The 16539-nt window shown below is 40.0% G+C and carries 15 protein-coding genes and 1 pseudogene; 6 read left to right on the top strand and 10 right to left on the bottom strand.

Annotated elements, in window-relative coordinates; translation table 11 throughout:
* The first annotated feature begins 17 nt into the window (after nt 1-17).
* The 4 genes from J7I90_RS00945 to J7I90_RS00930 are packed head-to-tail and all read left to right on the top strand — an operon-like array spanning nt 18 to nt 2701.
* Nucleotides 18-761 carry an energy-coupling factor ABC transporter permease gene (locus tag J7I90_RS00945; protein ID WP_214768386.1) on the top strand — a complete coding sequence of 248 codons (744 nt, stop codon included), beginning with the start codon at nt 18-20 and terminating at the stop codon, nt 759-761.
* Between the two features lies 1 nt (nt 762).
* The gene (locus tag J7I90_RS00940) at nt 763-1074 is read left to right on the top strand and encodes an energy-coupling factor ABC transporter substrate-binding protein (protein WP_214767993.1); all 312 of its coding nucleotides are present in this window, start codon (nt 763-765) and stop codon (nt 1072-1074) included.
* Nucleotides 1061-1837 carry a cobalt ECF transporter T component CbiQ gene (gene cbiQ / locus J7I90_RS00935; protein WP_214767991.1) on the top strand — a complete coding sequence of 259 codons (777 nt, stop codon included), beginning with the start codon at nt 1061-1063 and terminating at the stop codon, nt 1835-1837. Before J7I90_RS00940 ends, cbiQ begins: the two co-directional genes overlap by 14 nt.
* Before the next feature lie 18 nt (nt 1838-1855).
* Nucleotides 1856-2701, top strand: coding sequence for an energy-coupling factor ABC transporter ATP-binding protein (locus J7I90_RS00930; RefSeq protein WP_214767984.1), 846 nt, complete (start codon nt 1856-1858; stop codon nt 2699-2701).
* 113 nt (nt 2702-2814) lie between these two features.
* Here the strand turns inward: J7I90_RS00930 and J7I90_RS00925 are convergent, their stop codons facing one another.
* The 10 genes and pseudogenes from J7I90_RS00925 to J7I90_RS00885 form a co-directional block, all read right to left on the bottom strand.
* Nucleotides 2815-3033, bottom strand: a complete 219-nt coding sequence (locus J7I90_RS00925) for a YozQ family protein (protein ID WP_214767970.1) — start codon at nt 3031-3033, stop codon at nt 2815-2817.
* A gap of 167 nt (nt 3034-3200) precedes the next feature.
* Nucleotides 3201-4628: an alanine/glycine:cation symporter family protein gene (locus tag J7I90_RS00920; protein WP_214767967.1), complete on the bottom strand. Its 1428-nt coding sequence runs from the start codon at nt 4626-4628 to the stop codon at nt 3201-3203.
* Nucleotides 4629-5057: 429 nt separating this feature from the next.
* On the bottom strand, nt 5058-6632 hold the full coding sequence (locus J7I90_RS00915; protein WP_214767964.1) for a class I adenylate-forming enzyme family protein: 1575 nt from the start codon (nt 6630-6632) through the stop codon (nt 5058-5060).
* 27 nt (nt 6633-6659) lie between these two features.
* Nucleotides 6660-7832: an acyl-CoA dehydrogenase family protein gene (locus J7I90_RS00910; RefSeq protein WP_214767951.1), complete on the bottom strand. Its 1173-nt coding sequence runs from the start codon at nt 7830-7832 to the stop codon at nt 6660-6662.
* A gap of 168 nt (nt 7833-8000) precedes the next feature.
* On the bottom strand, nt 8001-8906 hold the full coding sequence (locus J7I90_RS00905) for a LysR family transcriptional regulator (RefSeq protein ID WP_214767948.1): 906 nt from the start codon (nt 8904-8906) through the stop codon (nt 8001-8003).
* 117 nt (nt 8907-9023) lie between these two features.
* Nucleotides 9024-10262 carry an MFS transporter gene (locus tag J7I90_RS00900; RefSeq protein ID WP_214767945.1) on the bottom strand — a complete coding sequence of 413 codons (1239 nt, stop codon included), beginning with the start codon at nt 10260-10262 and terminating at the stop codon, nt 9024-9026.
* 263 nt (nt 10263-10525) lie between these two features.
* Entirely contained in the window at nt 10526-12517 is a 1992-nt protein-coding gene (locus J7I90_RS00895) for an alkyl/aryl-sulfatase (RefSeq protein WP_214767942.1), read from the bottom strand.
* Between the two features lie 357 nt (nt 12518-12874).
* Nucleotides 12875-13357, bottom strand: coding sequence for a DUF2975 domain-containing protein (locus J7I90_RS00890; RefSeq protein ID WP_214767929.1), 483 nt, complete (start codon nt 13355-13357; stop codon nt 12875-12877).
* A 215-nt stretch (nt 13358-13572) separates the two neighbouring features.
* Nucleotides 13573-13875 (bottom strand): annotated as a pseudogene (locus J7I90_RS27130) (IS1595 family transposase); the annotation flags it as partial.
* Between the two features lie 224 nt (nt 13876-14099).
* Entirely contained in the window at nt 14100-14978 is an 879-nt protein-coding gene (locus tag J7I90_RS00885; RefSeq protein ID WP_214767926.1) for a LysR family transcriptional regulator, read from the bottom strand.
* Between the two features lie 244 nt (nt 14979-15222).
* On the opposite strand from J7I90_RS00885, the gene J7I90_RS00880 reads away from it, so the two are divergent.
* The gene (locus tag J7I90_RS00880; protein ID WP_251025033.1) at nt 15223-15852 is read left to right on the top strand and encodes a chromate transporter; all 630 of its coding nucleotides are present in this window, start codon (nt 15223-15225) and stop codon (nt 15850-15852) included.
* A 47-nt stretch (nt 15853-15899) separates the two neighbouring features.
* The gene (locus J7I90_RS00875) at nt 15900-16445 is read left to right on the top strand and encodes a chromate transporter (protein WP_251025032.1); all 546 of its coding nucleotides are present in this window, start codon (nt 15900-15902) and stop codon (nt 16443-16445) included.
* Nucleotides 16446-16539 lie beyond the last annotated feature (94 nt).

Here is a 16539-nt window from a genome sequence, read left to right as displayed (position 1 = left end):
TGTTGAAAGGGGAAAGAATGAAAAGAACCAATTGGAAAATTATTTATTTTGTCATTTTACTGCTTTTTGTTCCAAAACGGGCTTTGGCCATGCATATCATGGAGGGCTTTTTACCCATAGAATGGGCTATATTCTGGTGGGCCTTGACGCTACCATTTTTAATCTTGGGTTACCGGTCCATTAGGTCCAAAGTAAGGGAAAACCCAGAAACAAAAATGATACTTGGCCTATCTGGCGCATTTGTATTTATATTATCGGCCCTAAAGATTCCTTCCGTTACGGGAAGTTCTTCGCACCCTACCGGAGTTGGTTTAGGTTCTATACTATTCGGACCTTTGGCCATGAGTGTCGTTGGCTCCATCGTTTTGTTATTTCAAGCGGTTTTACTGGCACATGGAGGATTGACGACATTAGGGGCCAATGCATTTTCCATGGCCGTTTGCGGACCGTTCATTGCTTACTTTGTCTTCAAGGGAGCAACTAAATTGGGGTGGTCTTTTTCACTTGCCGTATTCTTGGCAGCTGCTTTTGGAGATTTAGGAACCTATGTGGTAACTTCCGTTCAACTTGCTCTTGCTTTCCCTTCCGAGGTAGGAGGATTCATGGCCTCTTTCGGTAAATTTGCAGGGATTTTTGCCCTGACCCAAATTCCCTTGGCAATCAGTGAAGGATTATTGACAGTCGTCGTGATGAATTTCTTGAAAAAATACAATCTAGGCGAATTGAAATTGCTGCGAGTTTTATCTAAGGAGGCCCGTTAATATGAAAAAAAGTTTACTGCTGCTTTTCCTGGTCGTCATTCTTGCAACCATACCATTGATCACCCAACAAGGAACGGAATTTGGCGGTGCCGATGGTGAAGCTGAAGAAGCCATCACTAAAATCCAGCCGGAATACAAGCCATGGTTCAACAGTATTTTGGAGCCGCCAGGTGCAGAAACCGAAAGCTTATTATTTGCGCTGCAAGCTGCAATCGGAGCCGGTTTCATTGGATACTTCATTGGCGTAATGAGACAAAGGAATAGGCAAACCAAACAAGAATTGGCCGAAAAATCAAAGCATGTTACTCATTGATAAATATGCCTATTTCAATGGGCTAAAGGATGTACATCCGTTGGAAAAGATGGTTTTTGCACTTTCCCTTTTGCTGTTTTCGTTAACGGTAAGGGATATGGCCGTTTCGCTCATCACTTTTACGGTGATGAGCGCTTTAATCATTTTTGCGGCAAAAATTCCGCTTTCTTATTATCTTAAATTACTTCTATTACCAGGATTTTTTATACTATCAGGAACCATTACCATCCTTTTTTCTTTCTCAAGTAAAATTACTTCGATTTCAAATATATGGTGGTCCTGGAAGATCGGGAATTGGCAAATATTCATCAGTGATGACAGCTTTGGTACGGTGGCCAATTTGATCACTGTCGTACTAGGCAGCATCAGCTGTTTATATTTCCTTACCTTAACTACACCCATTACCGTCATCCTATCCGTACTGCGAAAACTTAAAGTACCTTCCTTATTGGTCGATTTAATAGAATTGACCTATCGCTTCATCTTTATTTTTTTAGATACGGCTTTGGCCATTCACCAATCACAAGCTTCACGGATGGGGTATGGTTCATTAAGGAAAGGCATTCGATCTCTCGGATTACTAATTTCATCATTATTTTTAGGAGTATTGCAACGCTCTGGACAGTTGACGATGGCCATGAACGCAAGAGGCTATCAGGAGAACCTTTCCTATATCGAGGATACTTACACCTATTCCTCACGCAATTGGCTGATCGCGATTGTAATTCTAGGAAGCTTAATCCTTATTAATGGATATTTGTAAATTGGAGGCAACCCAACAATGGACGAGCATATTTTTCATATAGAAGGACTCACCCATCAATTCGCGGATGGAACCTTCGCTTTAAAAGGACTTTCGCTAACGATCCAACAAGGTAAAAAAATTGCATTATTAGGCAATAATGGTGCTGGCAAATCAACTTTATTCCTCCATTTAAATGGTCTATTACAACCTACTGCAGGAAAGATCAGATTCAAGGGCAAGAGAATGAAATATGACCGGAAAGCATTATTATCATTACGAAAGCAAGTCGGCATCGTTTTTCAAGATCCCGACTCTCAGCTCTTTTCCGCTAATGTACAACAGGATATATCTTTTGGACCAATGAATTTAGGATGGGATAGAAATGCAGTCAAGGAGAAAGTAAATTGGGCAATGGCTGAAACGGAAGTAACCGAACTAAAAGATAGACCTACCCATTTTTTGAGCCTTGGGCAAAAAAAAAGGGTCGCTATCGCAGGGGTACTTGCCATGGAGCCCGATGTCTGGCTCCTGGACGAGCCTACCGCTGGATTGGATCCTTATTTCTCAAGACAGATCATGAATCTGCTGGACAGCATCCACCACCCTGACAAAACGATAATCCTCTCAACTCATGATGTTAATTTTGCTTACCAATGGGCTGATGAAATCGTGGTCATGAACGATGGTAAGGTCATATACCAAGGGGACCCTGTTTCCGTTTTCCATGATGAAGACGTTTTGCTGCAGGCACATCTGGAGAAACCGTGGGTTTTTGAAATGTTTCAAGCCCTTCTTCAATCAAGGAATCTTGCAGAAAGTGACCTTTTCCCAAGAACGAAGGAAGAATTGCTTCAAAAGTTGGAGACAGAAAGGATTTATTAATTAAGTATCCCCTAGCTTCTGTTTCACCTTTCGAGAAGCTAGGGGATCTAACCGTATATCTTTAAAATAACAGGCGATAATCCTTATTCCTAAAAAACTTAAAAACCTCAGTATTACTTTTCTTCCTCAGACCTTTCTTTTGCAATCTCAATATCTCTTCCGTTTACATCATCAATGACTGCCTTTATCTCGCCTTCCGCATAAGTATCCGAGACTTGTTCGTGGGTTGTAGCCAGTCCAGAAGATAAAGGATCTTCCCGCTTATAATCGCTGACATCATATATTTTCCCGGCAACTTCTGAAGATTCATTTTTTGATTGCTTCCTATCCATTTTTATCACTCCCAGTTTTTAAAATATCATTACAGTATTAAAGACAAAGGTATTTTGTGTAAAAAACGAAGCAATATTCAATAATGATGAAAAAAGGAGGGAAAAGACAAAAAAGCTTACAAGTAAAAACCCCTTTCAAGGACTTACTTGTAAGCTTAATTTAGAACTTAGGCTTCCTTCTTCACATCCACATTATCGGATGGGTCACCCCAACATTCCACATTCTTCAAACCTTTAATATTGTTCACATGGAAAACTGGATTTTTCCCACTTTTCTTTTGCTTTTGATAATCCGCCAGTGCAGCAAAAGCAATTTTCCCTAGTAATGCTATCGCGATCAGGTTGATAATGGCCATAAGGGCCATAAGCATATCAGCCAGTCCCCAAACAAAGTCCAGTGAGGCAAGCGAACCGAATATCACCATTCCTACGACTGCGACGCGATAGACATTCAGCCAAACCTTATTTTCATTGATGAAGCCGATGTTCGACTCTCCATAATAATAGTTGCCCACAATTGAGCTAAAGGCGAATAACAGGACGATAATGGCAAGGAAAATACCTGCCCAAGATCCCAATGCCGTTCCGAGGGCATTTTGGGTAAGGACGATTCCATCCGTTTCCTTCGATGTATAAAGACCGGAAAACAAAATGATGAAGGCTGTCGAGCTGCAAATGATGAGAGTATCGACAAAAACCCCTAGAGACTGAATGAGACCTTGCTTGACGGGATGACTGACATCAGCCGTCGCACCGGCATTTGGTGCACTACCCATCCCGGCTTCATTTGAAAATAGGCCGCGTTTGATTCCCTGCATCATGGCTGCTCCAAGTACTCCCCCAGCCACTTCTTTTATTCCATCGAATGCACTTTCAAAGATCATAGCAAAAACACCAGGTAACTCGGTAATGTTCATGATGATGATAATCAACGCCACTATCACATAGGCTCCTGCCATGATCGGAACGATGACTTCAGATACCTTTGCAACCATTTTGATTCCGCCAAAAATGATGACAGCCGTGACCATTGCCAAGATGATTGCCGTAACCCACTTTTCAATCCCAAACGATTCGTTGAATGCGCTCGTAATCGTATTTGCTTGTACCGAATTGAAGGCCAGTCCAAATGTAAGCGAAATCAACACAGCGAAAGTGATGCCCATCCAACGGGCATTCAATGCCTTTTCCATATAATATGCTGGACCGCCGCGGAATGCATCCCCATCCTTAACTTTATAGATTTGAGCAAGTGTACTTTCAATGAATGCGGAAGCAGACCCGATCAGGGCTATTAACCACATCCAGAAAACGGCTCCAGGTCCGCCCGTCGTGATTGCGATGGCAACACCCGCAAGGTTACCCGTTCCTACCCGCGATGCCGTACTAATGCAAAATGCCTGAAAGGATGTTACACCTTTTTTATCCGCAGCAGCCCCTTCTCCCAACAGCCTGAACATTTCCCCTACCATTCTGAATTGGACAAACTTCGTGCGGATTGTAAAATAAAGACCCAATCCAACCAACAGGATGATCAATATGGAAGACCATAACACATCATTAGTCCCACTAATAAACTTTTCTAACATCTCCATTAAACCAAACCCCTCTACTTCACTCTAATTATTATTATAAAAACATATACAACTATAATTTATTTCCCCGTGTATCGAGAAAATAAACAAAAGAAGATTGTAAAAAAAAGGAAATTTCACAATGAATCTCCAATACAATAATATATTATATCCTAACACACAATTTTTTTCATTCACGAATTGGTGGAATCAATAGAAAAATATAATATTTCAGTATCATTTACTTTAGGTAATTATCTTTCTCCTCCCTTCATTTAACATTCACTTCAACGTTAATTACACTCATATGAAAAAAGCCTCGCACGTCCTGATTCCAGGTAACGTGCGAGGCTTATTTATCTTGCATTCATCTGCTCTATCTTATATTCTGGTTTGCTGTAGATATAATTTTGAAATCAGATCTTTGATGATACACTTGTTCTGCCTCTCCTACATGGTTAGAATACCTTGTGCAAACAGCTTTCTTAATTCTTTCTTATCTATTTTTCCAATCGGCGTTAATGGGAACTTATCAAGAAAATAGGCTACTTTAGGTACCATATACTTAGAGGTCCTTTGTTTGCAGAAATCAATTAATTCCTCACTAGTACAGTTCGATCCTTCTCGCAGTGATACCACGACACACACTACTTCTCCCCAATCCGGATGGGGAACGCCTATGCAAGCACTTAATGCAACAGAAGGGTGCTGGTTGACCACCCGCTCCACTTCTGATGAATATACGTTCATTCCGCCTGAAATGATCATATCTTTCTTCCTATCTACAATATATAAGTAACCGCTTTCATCCCATTTACCAATATCCCCAGTGTAGAACCAGCCATCACGGATGTATTCACGGGTAAGATCCGGTCTTTGATAATAGCCAACCATCATGGCTGGTGACTTTACGATGATTTCTCCAAGCTCGGTTGGTTTTACATCATTTCCATTCTCATCAATCAGTCGAACTTCGGTAAGAATGCACGGTTTTCCACAGCTTTTCAAAACTTCCGGATTATTATGATAAGCCCATACATGAGCGCTCTTCGATAGTCTTGAAATGACAATATTACATTCTGTCATGCCGTATTGCTGGCGCAAGATAGGCCCGAATACTTCAAAAGCTTCTTTAAGGCGCTTCTGTGAAATCGGTGACGCACCGTAGAAGATATTGCGCATGGAGCCCATATCATATTCCATCTTCTTGGTCTGATCAAGAAGCCTGTATAACATGGTCGGTACCATGAATGTCGTCGTAATTTCGTGTTCCTTTATCGCCTGTATGAATGCTGCAGCGTCGAATGAGCCCATTACATAGATACGGACGCCCGAAACAAGGGATCTCCAAAGTAATGAACCAGCTGAATGCACAATGGGCGTACTTAGCAATACCCGATCACGGTCGTCCAGCGGGTCTTCGATAGCTGCAGAAAGTATCGCGGCGCCGAGTCCCTTCTGGGAATGCATGACACCTTTGGGTGTACCCGTCGTCCCGCCTGTATAGGACAGAAGGGCAATGTCATCTTCTTCAGCTATTGGCAAGTCTAAATTATTTATTTCACCAGGCCATTTAAACCGCTCAAACTCCTCCGGATAAACACTATTAAAGCCTGGGAGCCCAATGACATGGACATCTTCATTCCTCATTTCTTCTAAATACTCAATGAAGCTGTCAAAGTGTGTCTGTGTAGCAATTATGACCACTTCTGGTTTTGCTTCCTTTAAAATGAATTGTATTTCTCGTTTTCCGAGTTTTTCACTTAATGGCACCAAGGTAGCCCCGCATTGCTGGACGGCCAAACCAAACATCACACTTTCCAAACTATTTGGAATGATGGTCGCTATGCGGACGCCCCTTCCTGCACCTAAACGCAGTAGATAAGAAGTGATAAGTTCCGTTTTCCTCCATAACTCGTCGTAGGTTATCGTTTCTCCGTTTGGCAACAAGGTAATAGCTGGCAGGTCGCCGAATCGTTTCATACCTTTATTCATCAGTGACTGAAATGTCAACTTATTCAGCATGTATTTTTTCCTCCCCAAAAAAAGTTTTCACCCTTTTAATAGTGCTTTGGCAATTGTATTTTTTTGAATCTCTGAGGTACCGCTCAGAATCCGATACATCCGTGCACTCCTGTACATTTTTTCTACTGGATGCCCTTTTGCCAAGCCTTTGGAGCCAAAGATCTGAATGGCCTTGTCAGCCACACGGCTATTTACCTCTGAAGCAAACAGCTTGGCCATGGACGTACCGGCCCGATCCTCTTTACCTTGATCAATTTTATCAACCACATCATAGACCATGCACTTTGCTGCATAGATTTCCGTCGCCATTTCTGCGAGCATATGCTGAATTGCCTGGAAGTCACCGATGGGCCGGCCATGCTGGACTCTCGTTTTAGCATGTTCAATAGATAAATCGAGTAGGTGTTGAGCCATTCCGATGAAGCCGGCGGCATGGGATGCGCGATTTGTGTTTATTCTTTTTAATCCGAGCAGCAACCCTTTTCCTGGTTCACCGATTATATTGGCGGCAGGCACACGACATTGATTGAAATTCAATTCAGCATGTATGCGTTCTCCTGATAGGGGAACTTGAATGTCTCCTAGTTCGAACCCCGGCTGTTGGGGTGTTTTTTTATCAACTAGGAAAGCAGTGATCCTTTCTTTTTCTCCTTTCCGGATTTCTTTCGCTATGACGATGGCGAAATCAGCATAGGGTGCAGCACTGATAAAGTGTTTTTTTCCGTTTAATATATAATCTTTGCCGTCTTTAACGGCTGTTGTTTCGATAGCAAAGGCATCCGAACCGGCATTCGGTTCTGTAAGGGCAAAGCAGCAACTCACATCTCCCGTCACAACGGGCAGCACATATTTTTCTATTTGCTCAGGTGTAAAACTTTCCAACATCTGACCAATTCTTAGCGGCCCGCCAATCTCCCCTATAACCTGCCCCCATAGAACCGCACCGGAACGTGCCAATTCTTCCTTGAACATGCACAATCCTTTTAAGCTTACATCTTGTCCACCATATTTTTCAGGGAGGTTAATTCCGTAAAAGCCCAATTCCCTGGATCTTTTCCTTGCCCACTTTATGGCTTCCATCGGAATATCCTCTTCAGCGTTCAAGCCATGCTCCTGTTCATATGGAAGCAGTTCATTTTGGATGAAATCCTGCAACTTTGTTTGAAGTACCTCTAATTTCTCTTCCTGGGTCGTAACCATAAGTTTCCCCTTTCGCTTTTTATTTTCGTTAAACTTTCTAAATAGTTAAAATGTTATAAATCTAATTTTAAATGTAAAAAATATTTAAGTAAAATAAGGATATATGATATAAATATAAAAAATATTGATGCAAATAAAAAAATATTAGTTCCCTATCATCATAGGAAACTAATATTTAAGAGTGGTGTAGAATTCGAGACATTTAATAAACTCCCTGGCAGCTTTTGAAAAGTACTGCTTCTTAGAGCGAACGTAACCGAATTCCATTGTATTATTTTCCAGCTCCACTAAAGGAATGGCCACAAGTTCCCCGCTTAGGAAATAGGGGTCGCTGTTCACTCCAATATCATAGGAAAAGGCGATCGCTAATCCTTCAGCGACGGTTTTTTTGATGATCTCTGTATTATTTGTGAAAAACAATATATTCATCTCACCGTAATGATCAAAAAAACCTTTAATGAACGACTTCATTCTTGGTCCATTGTAAATGACCAAATTTTGGTCCATCAGCTCTTTTGGGGTTATGCTTTTACGGTTCACTAAAGGGGAGTTCTTACTGACCATCACAATCACTTTAGCTTCCATCAAAGGTTGGAATTCCAACTCAATTTCTTTTGGTTTAACCTTTGGGATATTCAATAGTCCGATGTCTATCTTACCATTCCGTACTTCTTCGGTTATCTCTTGTCCCCCTTTTTCTTCAATGACAATTTTCACCTCGGGATACTTCTTCTTAAATAAGGCCAAGGATTTAGGCAAAACCGTTAGAAATAAACCTTGTGTTGATGATAGGCGCAACTCTTTCTCCATCGTATCTGAATGTATTTGGGCACTGTCTCTTATTTCTTCCAATTTGCTTAATACTTCAAGAGCTTTCTGGATGATTTCCTTTCCGTCTTCTGTAGGTATGGTTCCTAATCTTGACCTCTTGAAGATTTTTATACCTAATTCCTTCTCCAAACTCGTAATGGCCATACTGATCCCAGATTGAGAGATATGGAGGCTTTCTGATGCCGTGGAAATCGAGTTAACCTCGGCTACCTTAATGATATATTCCAATTGTTCAATATTCATGGTTCATTCTCCTTCTAGCCTATTACTAATATCATACCTCGAACAGAAAGCCCTTTCAATTTTAGAGAAGTGGAATCAGAACACTTCAAGCTGTATCCTCAAAAGAAGAATCCAGTTTTATACAATGGTAGTTGTTTTTTCATATTCTTTAGCGGGTTGTGCCTGATTATTTTTAATAGATACGGCAACAATCGTTCCCAATAACGCTAATATCACTAAAAACAGGAAAGCGGCATTATAGGAGTCATTAAACAAACTGATAATCAAACCGAGGGCTAAAGGAGAAACCGCACCTGCAATTTGACCGGCGAAAGTTACGAGTCCGGAGGCAGAGCCCGTTAGTTCCTTTGGTGAGTATTTTATGATGATCGTATATAGAACGGTTCCAAAGAAAGACAGTGCTACGGAGTTGAGAGTGAGATAAGTGATGATAAGTGCTATAGACGTGGCGTTAGACATTAGAAACAGAAAAATAGCCGATAATAAAGCGCCTGCAGCGGCAAGATACTTCTCCCGGTTAGCCATATGCTTATCCAGAAGCCACCCGCTTACATTAAACATCAAGAAACCAAAAATATAAGGGATTGCCAATAAACCTCCTGCGGCTATTAAATCCACCCCTTTTTCTTTAACCAAATATATGGGCATCCAAGTGATCAGACCATAGTTGATAATATTTGATATAAACTTGAATATTATGAGTTTCCAAATATTTTCGATTTTAAATAACAGTTTCAGAGCAACCTTTTTTTGTTTCGGTTTGTCTTTTTTAACCTCTTGATTTCCTTGAGGCTTTAGAATGAACCAAATTCCGAAAGAAGCCAATATCCCTAGAATTCCGGAAATGGTAAACATGCCCCGCCAACCGAATGCCACCACCATGGAAGCTGCAAGTGCAGTACCTAATATCCCGCCAATATTTTGGGCAGACAGGAAAAACGAATTTGCCCGGCCCCGTTCTTCTTCCGGAAAGTTATCTCTAATAGTGGACATACTGGCAGGATAGAAAGGCCCTTCACCTAAACCGAACAGGAAACGGATGAATAATAAAGACATGAATGACCAAGCAAACCCAGTCATTACAGTGAACAAGGACCAACTAAACAAAGAAACAGTAACCATGACCCTGGCGCCATACTTATCGGTCATCCATCCACCAAGCGGTTGCATAAGTGAGTAGCTAACAAAAAATATACTGATTAAAATACCTGTCTGGGACGTATTGAGATTAAACTCATCTGCAATAGGGATAATCCCGACATTTATGGCAACGCGATCAAAAAAACTTAAAATCATTCCAACGAATAAAAGACCGCTAATCATTATTTTTCCTTTCTTACTTGCATATAACTGCATTCCCATCACTCCATTTTTTTATATTTTCACAAAAACTCAGCCGCGGAGGAAGCGCTTACAATTCCTTTCGAATTACAACACTTGAAATTTTCTTTTTACGATTTTTGACTTTTGTTCTGTAACTATTAGGAGCGTTTTATAAAAAATTAAAAACGATACAGGATGTCTAACAGGATTAATCAATACATTCAAACCCACGAGACTACTAAGTAGACTCGTGGGTAACCGATCCATCCTGGTTTATAGAATATAGTGGTTGATGATCACGGAGTTACGATATTAACCTTTGTTTGGAATTGATCCAGCAAAGTCAGGAAATCTTCAAACTGATCTTCATCACCGGAAATGGCAACTTTACCGGAAGCTTCCATTTTGGATAAATCTTCACGTCCCAGAGCAATCTGATAGAAGGTCATTTTATCTAATGTTAATGTTGCATCAGGGTTAGACGCCATTTTCCCTTTTTTGAAGTTCAATACAGAATTATTCAGATATATCGTGTAATTGGTTTTCGAATCTGTAAATGTCAAATTGAAAGTCATATTTTTATTTTCCGCTTTCATTCCGTTTAATTTAATGGACAAGAATTTCAGGAAATCATCCATTGGCATATTGAGCAGCGTATCGAGATTCATCATTCCGCCACTTCCCTTTGAGTCTGCCACACCATTCCTTAACTCGTCTGCGCCGGTAAGATAGAAATTCCGCCACACAGAAGATTCAGCTGTGTATCCTAATTGCTCATAAGCTTTAGCCAATAAATTTTTTGCTTCTGTATTTTTCGGGTTGGCCATGACGACATGCTTTAAGACTTGAGCCACCCAGCGGTATTCCCCTCTTTTATAATCAAGTTTTGCCCGTTTAATGACCTTCTTTTCCCCACCCATATACTGTACATATTTAGCGCCCGATTCCTCTTGTGGTAATGGATCCAAGTCGGATGGATTACCGTTGAAATATCCTAAATAAAAGTTGTACACCGCTTTTACGTTGTGTTTCAATGTTCCGTAATACCCCCGATTGGCCCAGACTTTATCCAACTTTTCAGGAAGCTTTAACTCTTCCGCGATTTCATCAGGTGTAAGACCTAAATTAGCTAATCGTATGGTTTGATCATGAATATATTTGTACAAATCACGCTGGCTTTCCAACTGCTCCAGAACATTATCCCTTCCCCATATGGGCCATGTGTGGGCTGTAACCATTGCATCTATATCTTCGTTTCCAAACAAATCAACTGTTTCATCAAGTGCTTTCACCCATTTTAAGGTATCTCTGGTTTTAGCTCCCCTCAATGTATAAATATTATGTAACGTGTGTCCTGTATTTTCGGCTACCACTAAAGTTTTATAATCATTGATATAATAATGCATTTCAGATGGAGCTTCCGAATCCGGCGTCAATAAAAATTTAAATGTAATTCCATCTATTTCCACCGTTTGAATATCATCCTTCACTTCCATTGTTGGCGGTAAATAGCTAAAAGTTCCGTTACTTAATCCTGGGCCAATACCAGAAGTAACAAATCCCCTTTCACTTGCGGGTAAGAGATTTCCAAACATATAACCTGCACGGCGAGACATTATATTGCCTAAAAGAATGTTTTCACTAAGCGCTTCATCGTTAAAACCTGCTGGGACAATAATCGGCACCTTAACTGGATTTTCAGCGTATTGAGCAATGCCTTTCATACCACCAAAGTGATCCGCATGACTGTGACTAATAACAATTGCGCTTACCGGGTTTTTGGGCCGATGTTCGAAATAAAGCTCCATGGCTGCTTTGGCCGTTTCAATTGTAGAAAGTGTATCCAAAACTATTAATCCTGTTTTTCCTTCCACAATGGTAAGCACTGATAAATCCTGGCCCCGAACTTGATAAACGCCATCCACTACTTTAAATAAGCCTGTTATATTTTGTAATTGAGCCTGCCGCCACAAGCTTGGATTTACAGTAAAACTTGCCGGCTGATCTTCTTTGATGAATGAATATCGATTACTATCCCAAACTACGTTACCTTTTGAATTCTTAATTGGATTCATATTCAAAGGCGCAATGAAGCCTTTATGTGCATTCTTGAAATCTTCCTTGTCTGTAAAATTCAACTGTTCATAAACAGCCTTATTAGCTGAAATTGTTGCATCTGTCGCAGGCATCGGCTCATCTGACGCAGCCTTTGTAACAGAAGACCCTGCCAGTAAAACAAAAACAATTGGAACGGTTACAATTCCTTTAATAAAAGATACTTTGGACATTTCATACCCCTTTCTAAGTAGATATCATGTATCTATTCCGAATTTTTCAGCAGTAAACTTTCTCATTTTTTAGAAATTTTTAGAATAATATGAATTTATTTTATAATTAATTTGACTTTAAGTATATTTCCTATTTTTAATGGTAACTTCAATTTCATTTATATAAAGGCTATGTTAAATTGTAATGTTGATATTTGACCATAAGAAAACCGCCTTGGTGAAAAGGCGGTTCATTGAGCTATGAGTCCCCGTAGTTAAATAAATTAGTTGTGTCTGTTTTTTTGATTTTCTTCGTCGCTTTTGTTCTCCAAAAATTACCTGGCTGACAATCCAAAGTCTTACATATCCGTTAATCATTCATTTTTTTGACATTAAATCTGGGGCATTTTTTAATGGCTTTTGAAGTGCGTCCACAATGGCTGCGATGATACTTGTTGCTAAAATACCCATTAGACATAATGATGTAGGACCCGCTGCATCATCACTACCTGTAACTTTAGCAAGCACCCTTAAGCTTACTATTCCTAACAAAATGAGGAAAATGACTGTAAAAGCACATTTCTTTATAATCTTCAAAGATTTAAGGGATAATTCAGAGAAAGCATTGTTCTTTTCGATGTAGGTTAATAGTTTATATGCTTGATACAACGCAACAGAAAACGCAATACAGAATCCGTATGCACATACTAAAAAGGGGATTAGGAAGTAAGCCGTATCTGGATGTACCCTTGCATCTCTAACGGCTATCTCAGGCAGCCAGATACACAAAGCCAGCACTGCAATTACAGCCAGAAAAATAATTACCTTTAAGAAAGTGGTTGAACCTTGTTTAACATTCATTTAAAACACCTCACCTATTTAATGACAACTTGATTTTAGCACATTATTTATCGTATAACAGTAAATTTATATTGTTTTTATTTATATTATTATTGTTGTTGAAATATCTTTTTAAATTTAACAACAATAAAAAGCACTTCTCATTACAAAGAAATGCTCTTACTTTAAAATGTTCGATTTACAACTTGTTCAACAAAAACTGCCCGTTTAGATTTATGTGGTCTTCTAGTGCGTTGAGGCGTGTTTATGAGGTAGTTGAGGTTTGATGGCAGGCTTTACAGCGGGTAACGCTGCTGTTTCACCTCTCCTGTTTTGATAACGTATTTACCAAATCGCACAACAAAATGGCTGTCGCAATGTGGGCAGACAAGACTAGCTTTATGCTTTTGTACCTGGATTTCATCATTTGCACGAATAGGAGCCGACATCGGTTTCGTTCGAGACTGCAAGAATTATACAAGTTTGTTTACCACTTTCATTTATGCTTCGGCGAGCTTCTTTATTTCCTTTAACTCCACGCTATATCATCTCCGAACCATCATTATATTTTTTATTATGCCCATTAATCCCTTTGTTTGTTTAACCGAAGGCGAATAACCAAATACAAAATGCCCCTACCGATAGAAAGAGCTTTTATAATCAATGCGGTATATTCAATTTACCATGACTTTTGCTTGCTGCCGGGCTCCACGAAACTGAAAACGTTGCCAATCTTAAGAGTGAACAAAGGCAGCTCCCATCCTTATTGAAGAAAACCAACAAATTTAGACACCCCTATTTTATTAAAACGCTTGTTTTTCCTGACTAGCCATAAATTTCTTGCCATATTTATTCTGTATATATCCACTTCCCGCAAAAAGCCTTGCTCCAATTCTCTTGCCACTGTCAACCTTGGCAAAATGCTGATTCCAAGTCCAGCTTCAACCGCACTTTTTATCGCTTGTGTACTGCCAATCTCCATATAGCTTTCAATTTTATCTAAAACCCCATGCTCCCTTAGCATATTTTCTACGATAAGCCGTGTTCCGGAAATGGATTCACGCCAAATCATCCTTTCATTTCCCAATTCCTCTAGCTGAATTTCTTTTCTGTCTTTCCATGGGTGGTCGGATGGACATACCAATATCAATTCGTCTTCGGCGAACTTGTCTACAATAAAATCGGTGTTTTCCACAAGTCCTTCCACCAAGGCCAAATCAATGACATCGTTTGAAAGATCCTCCAAAACCCGGGGCGTATTTTTTATCGTCAATGTCACTTTTATTTCTGGCTGTTGTTTTTTGAATCTCCCAAGCAAGCTAGGCAATAAATACTCGCCGATAGTCAAGGAAGCCCCTACTATGAGATTTGCATTGTACTTCCCCGTCGATTGCTGAATCACTTCTTTTGAATGGTTGAAGTCATTTACTATGGCTTTAGCAAAAGGGTATAACAGCTTTCCTGCTTCTGTAACCCGCAGCCTTCCTTCCTCACGGTCGAATAACAAAGTGTTATAATAATTTTCCAGTTGATGGATCTGCCGTGTTACAGCGGGCTGAGATAGGAAACTTAACCTCGCTGCCTGGCTTATACTTCCTTCATCCACCACTAAACAAAACATTTTCAGATTTTCCAATTTCAAGAAAACGACCTCCATGTTTTTAGATTGTTATTAAAATGATAGCATCATTAGGTAAATGGTGAAATGAAAATAGTGAGATGCATTCTAAGGCTATTCAATTATTGGCGGCATTCTTTATAAAACGGATGAATCTTCTGGGTATAACTTTTTGTTATACCCGATGATTTTGTTGCAATTTACCCAGCCCTTTTTCTTTGTTATGTTAATGGTAAGAATTAAACAAAGCATGCAAAGGAAGTGACTGATGTCAATGAAAGGACAATGGAAAACTCTATTCCAATTATTTTGGACCTTTTTTAAAATAGCACCTGTCACATTCGGAGGCGGGTTTGCGATGATTCCTTTAATCGAAAATGAAGTGGTCGAAAAGAGAAAATGGATGAAAAGCAAAGAAGTTACGGATGTTTTTGCTTTATCTCAGTCCGTACCAGGAGCTGTCGCCATTAACTCCGCCACCTTTATCGGCCATCGAATTGCCGGAATGAAGGGGGCAATGGCAGCCATGATCGGTGTTTCATTACCTACCTTTTTAATTGTTCTGCTCCTGGGCATTGTGTATTTTTTCATTCAGGATAATCCGAAGGTGGAATCTGCATTCATATCGATCAGAGCTTCCATAGTAGCCATCATCGCCTATGCGGCTATCAAGATAGGAAAAACGGCAGTTGTGGACAAATCGACTTTCTGTATTTTAATAGCAGGAATTCCCGTCCTCTTCTTTCTTCACCCTGTGATGGTAATATTAGCAGGAGCTCTAGCGGGTATTGTGACCATCTCCACTAAGAGAAAATTAGGTTACGATGTCAAGATGGACAAAAAAGAGGGGAAAATAGGAGAAAATGATTTCGAACCTTTCATGGGTGCTGGCATATAGGTAAATCAAAAAAGGTCTAACTAATTTTCAAGAAAGCATGTGATGGAATGATGGTATTGTGGGAGTTGTTTAGCACCTTCTTTATTATCGGCTTTGTATCTTTCGGAGGCGGGTACGCCATGATTCCCGTAATTGAATCGGAAGTCTCACAGCATGGATGGATGACAACGCAGGAATTCACCGATATAATCGCCATTTCCGGGATGTCCCCAGGACCTGTCACCGCCAATAGTGCCATTCTCGTTGGCTATTCGACTGCTGGGTTTGCAGGAGCCATATCATCTGCTCTAGGAATCTTGCTTCCTGCTATTATATTCGTAACCGTTATAGCCACATTTTTCAGCAAATTGAATCATTATCCAGTTGTTCAATCCATGTTTTATGGATTAAGACCGATTGTCACTAGTTTGATCATCTTTGCAGCGATCAGTTTAGCACTTTCCAATCATATGATAACCGTGAACTTTTCATGGCGTACGATAAGCTTATTACTCGTTTTTGGTTTATCGTTATTTGCCCTAATGAAATTACGCTGGCACCCAGCCTATGTAATTATCCTTTCCGGTTTAGTTGGTGTTGTCCTCTATTCATGACAGGTGGCGCACACACAACCATCATTGAAAATTCACATTTAATTATTTCACCCATACAGAAAACACCCAGAATCCAATGATTCAGGGTGTTTTA

Origin of the sequence: Bacillus sp. ISL-57 (genome assembly GCF_018613135.1) — a bacterium.
Lineage (GTDB): Bacteria > Bacillota > Bacilli > Bacillales > DSM-1321 > Peribacillus > Peribacillus frigoritolerans.
The sequence above is the reverse complement of the archived record's forward strand: the minus strand, read 5'-3'. Positions and strand labels throughout refer to the sequence as shown.

Bases quoted from the DNA above. Each gene is read 5' to 3' on its own strand.
- J7I90_RS00925 (WP_214767970.1), bottom strand. From the start codon at position 3,033: ATGGATAGGAAGCAATCAAAAAATGAATCTTCAGAAGTTGCCGGGAAA.
- J7I90_RS00940 (WP_214767993.1), top strand. From the start codon at position 763: ATGAAAAAAAGTTTACTGCTGCTTTTCCTGGTCGTCATTCTTGCAACC.
- J7I90_RS00910 (WP_214767951.1), bottom strand. From the start codon at position 7,832: ATGGTTACGACCCAGGAAGAGAAATTAGAGGTACTTCAAACAAAGTTG.
- cbiQ (WP_214767991.1), top strand. From the start codon at position 1,061: ATGTTACTCATTGATAAATATGCCTATTTCAATGGGCTAAAGGATGTA.
- J7I90_RS00900 (WP_214767945.1), bottom strand. From the start codon at position 10,262: ATGCAGTTATATGCAAGTAAGAAAGGAAAAATAATGATTAGCGGTCTT.
- J7I90_RS00880 (WP_251025033.1), top strand. From the start codon at position 15,223: ATGTCAATGAAAGGACAATGGAAAACTCTATTCCAATTATTTTGGACC.
- J7I90_RS00890 (WP_214767929.1), bottom strand. From the start codon at position 13,357: ATGAATGTTAAACAAGGTTCAACCACTTTCTTAAAGGTAATTATTTTT.
- J7I90_RS00945 (WP_214768386.1), top strand. From the start codon at position 18: ATGAAAAGAACCAATTGGAAAATTATTTATTTTGTCATTTTACTGCTT.
- J7I90_RS00930 (WP_214767984.1), top strand. From the start codon at position 1,856: ATGGACGAGCATATTTTTCATATAGAAGGACTCACCCATCAATTCGCG.
- J7I90_RS00905 (WP_214767948.1), bottom strand. From the start codon at position 8,906: ATGAATATTGAACAATTGGAATATATCATTAAGGTAGCCGAGGTTAAC.
- J7I90_RS00915 (WP_214767964.1), bottom strand. From the start codon at position 6,632: ATGCTGAATAAGTTGACATTTCAGTCACTGATGAATAAAGGTATGAAA.
- J7I90_RS00920 (WP_214767967.1), bottom strand. From the start codon at position 4,628: ATGGAGATGTTAGAAAAGTTTATTAGTGGGACTAATGATGTGTTATGG.
- J7I90_RS00875 (WP_251025032.1), top strand. From the start codon at position 15,900: ATGATGGTATTGTGGGAGTTGTTTAGCACCTTCTTTATTATCGGCTTT.
- J7I90_RS00895 (WP_214767942.1), bottom strand. From the start codon at position 12,517: ATGTCCAAAGTATCTTTTATTAAAGGAATTGTAACCGTTCCAATTGTT.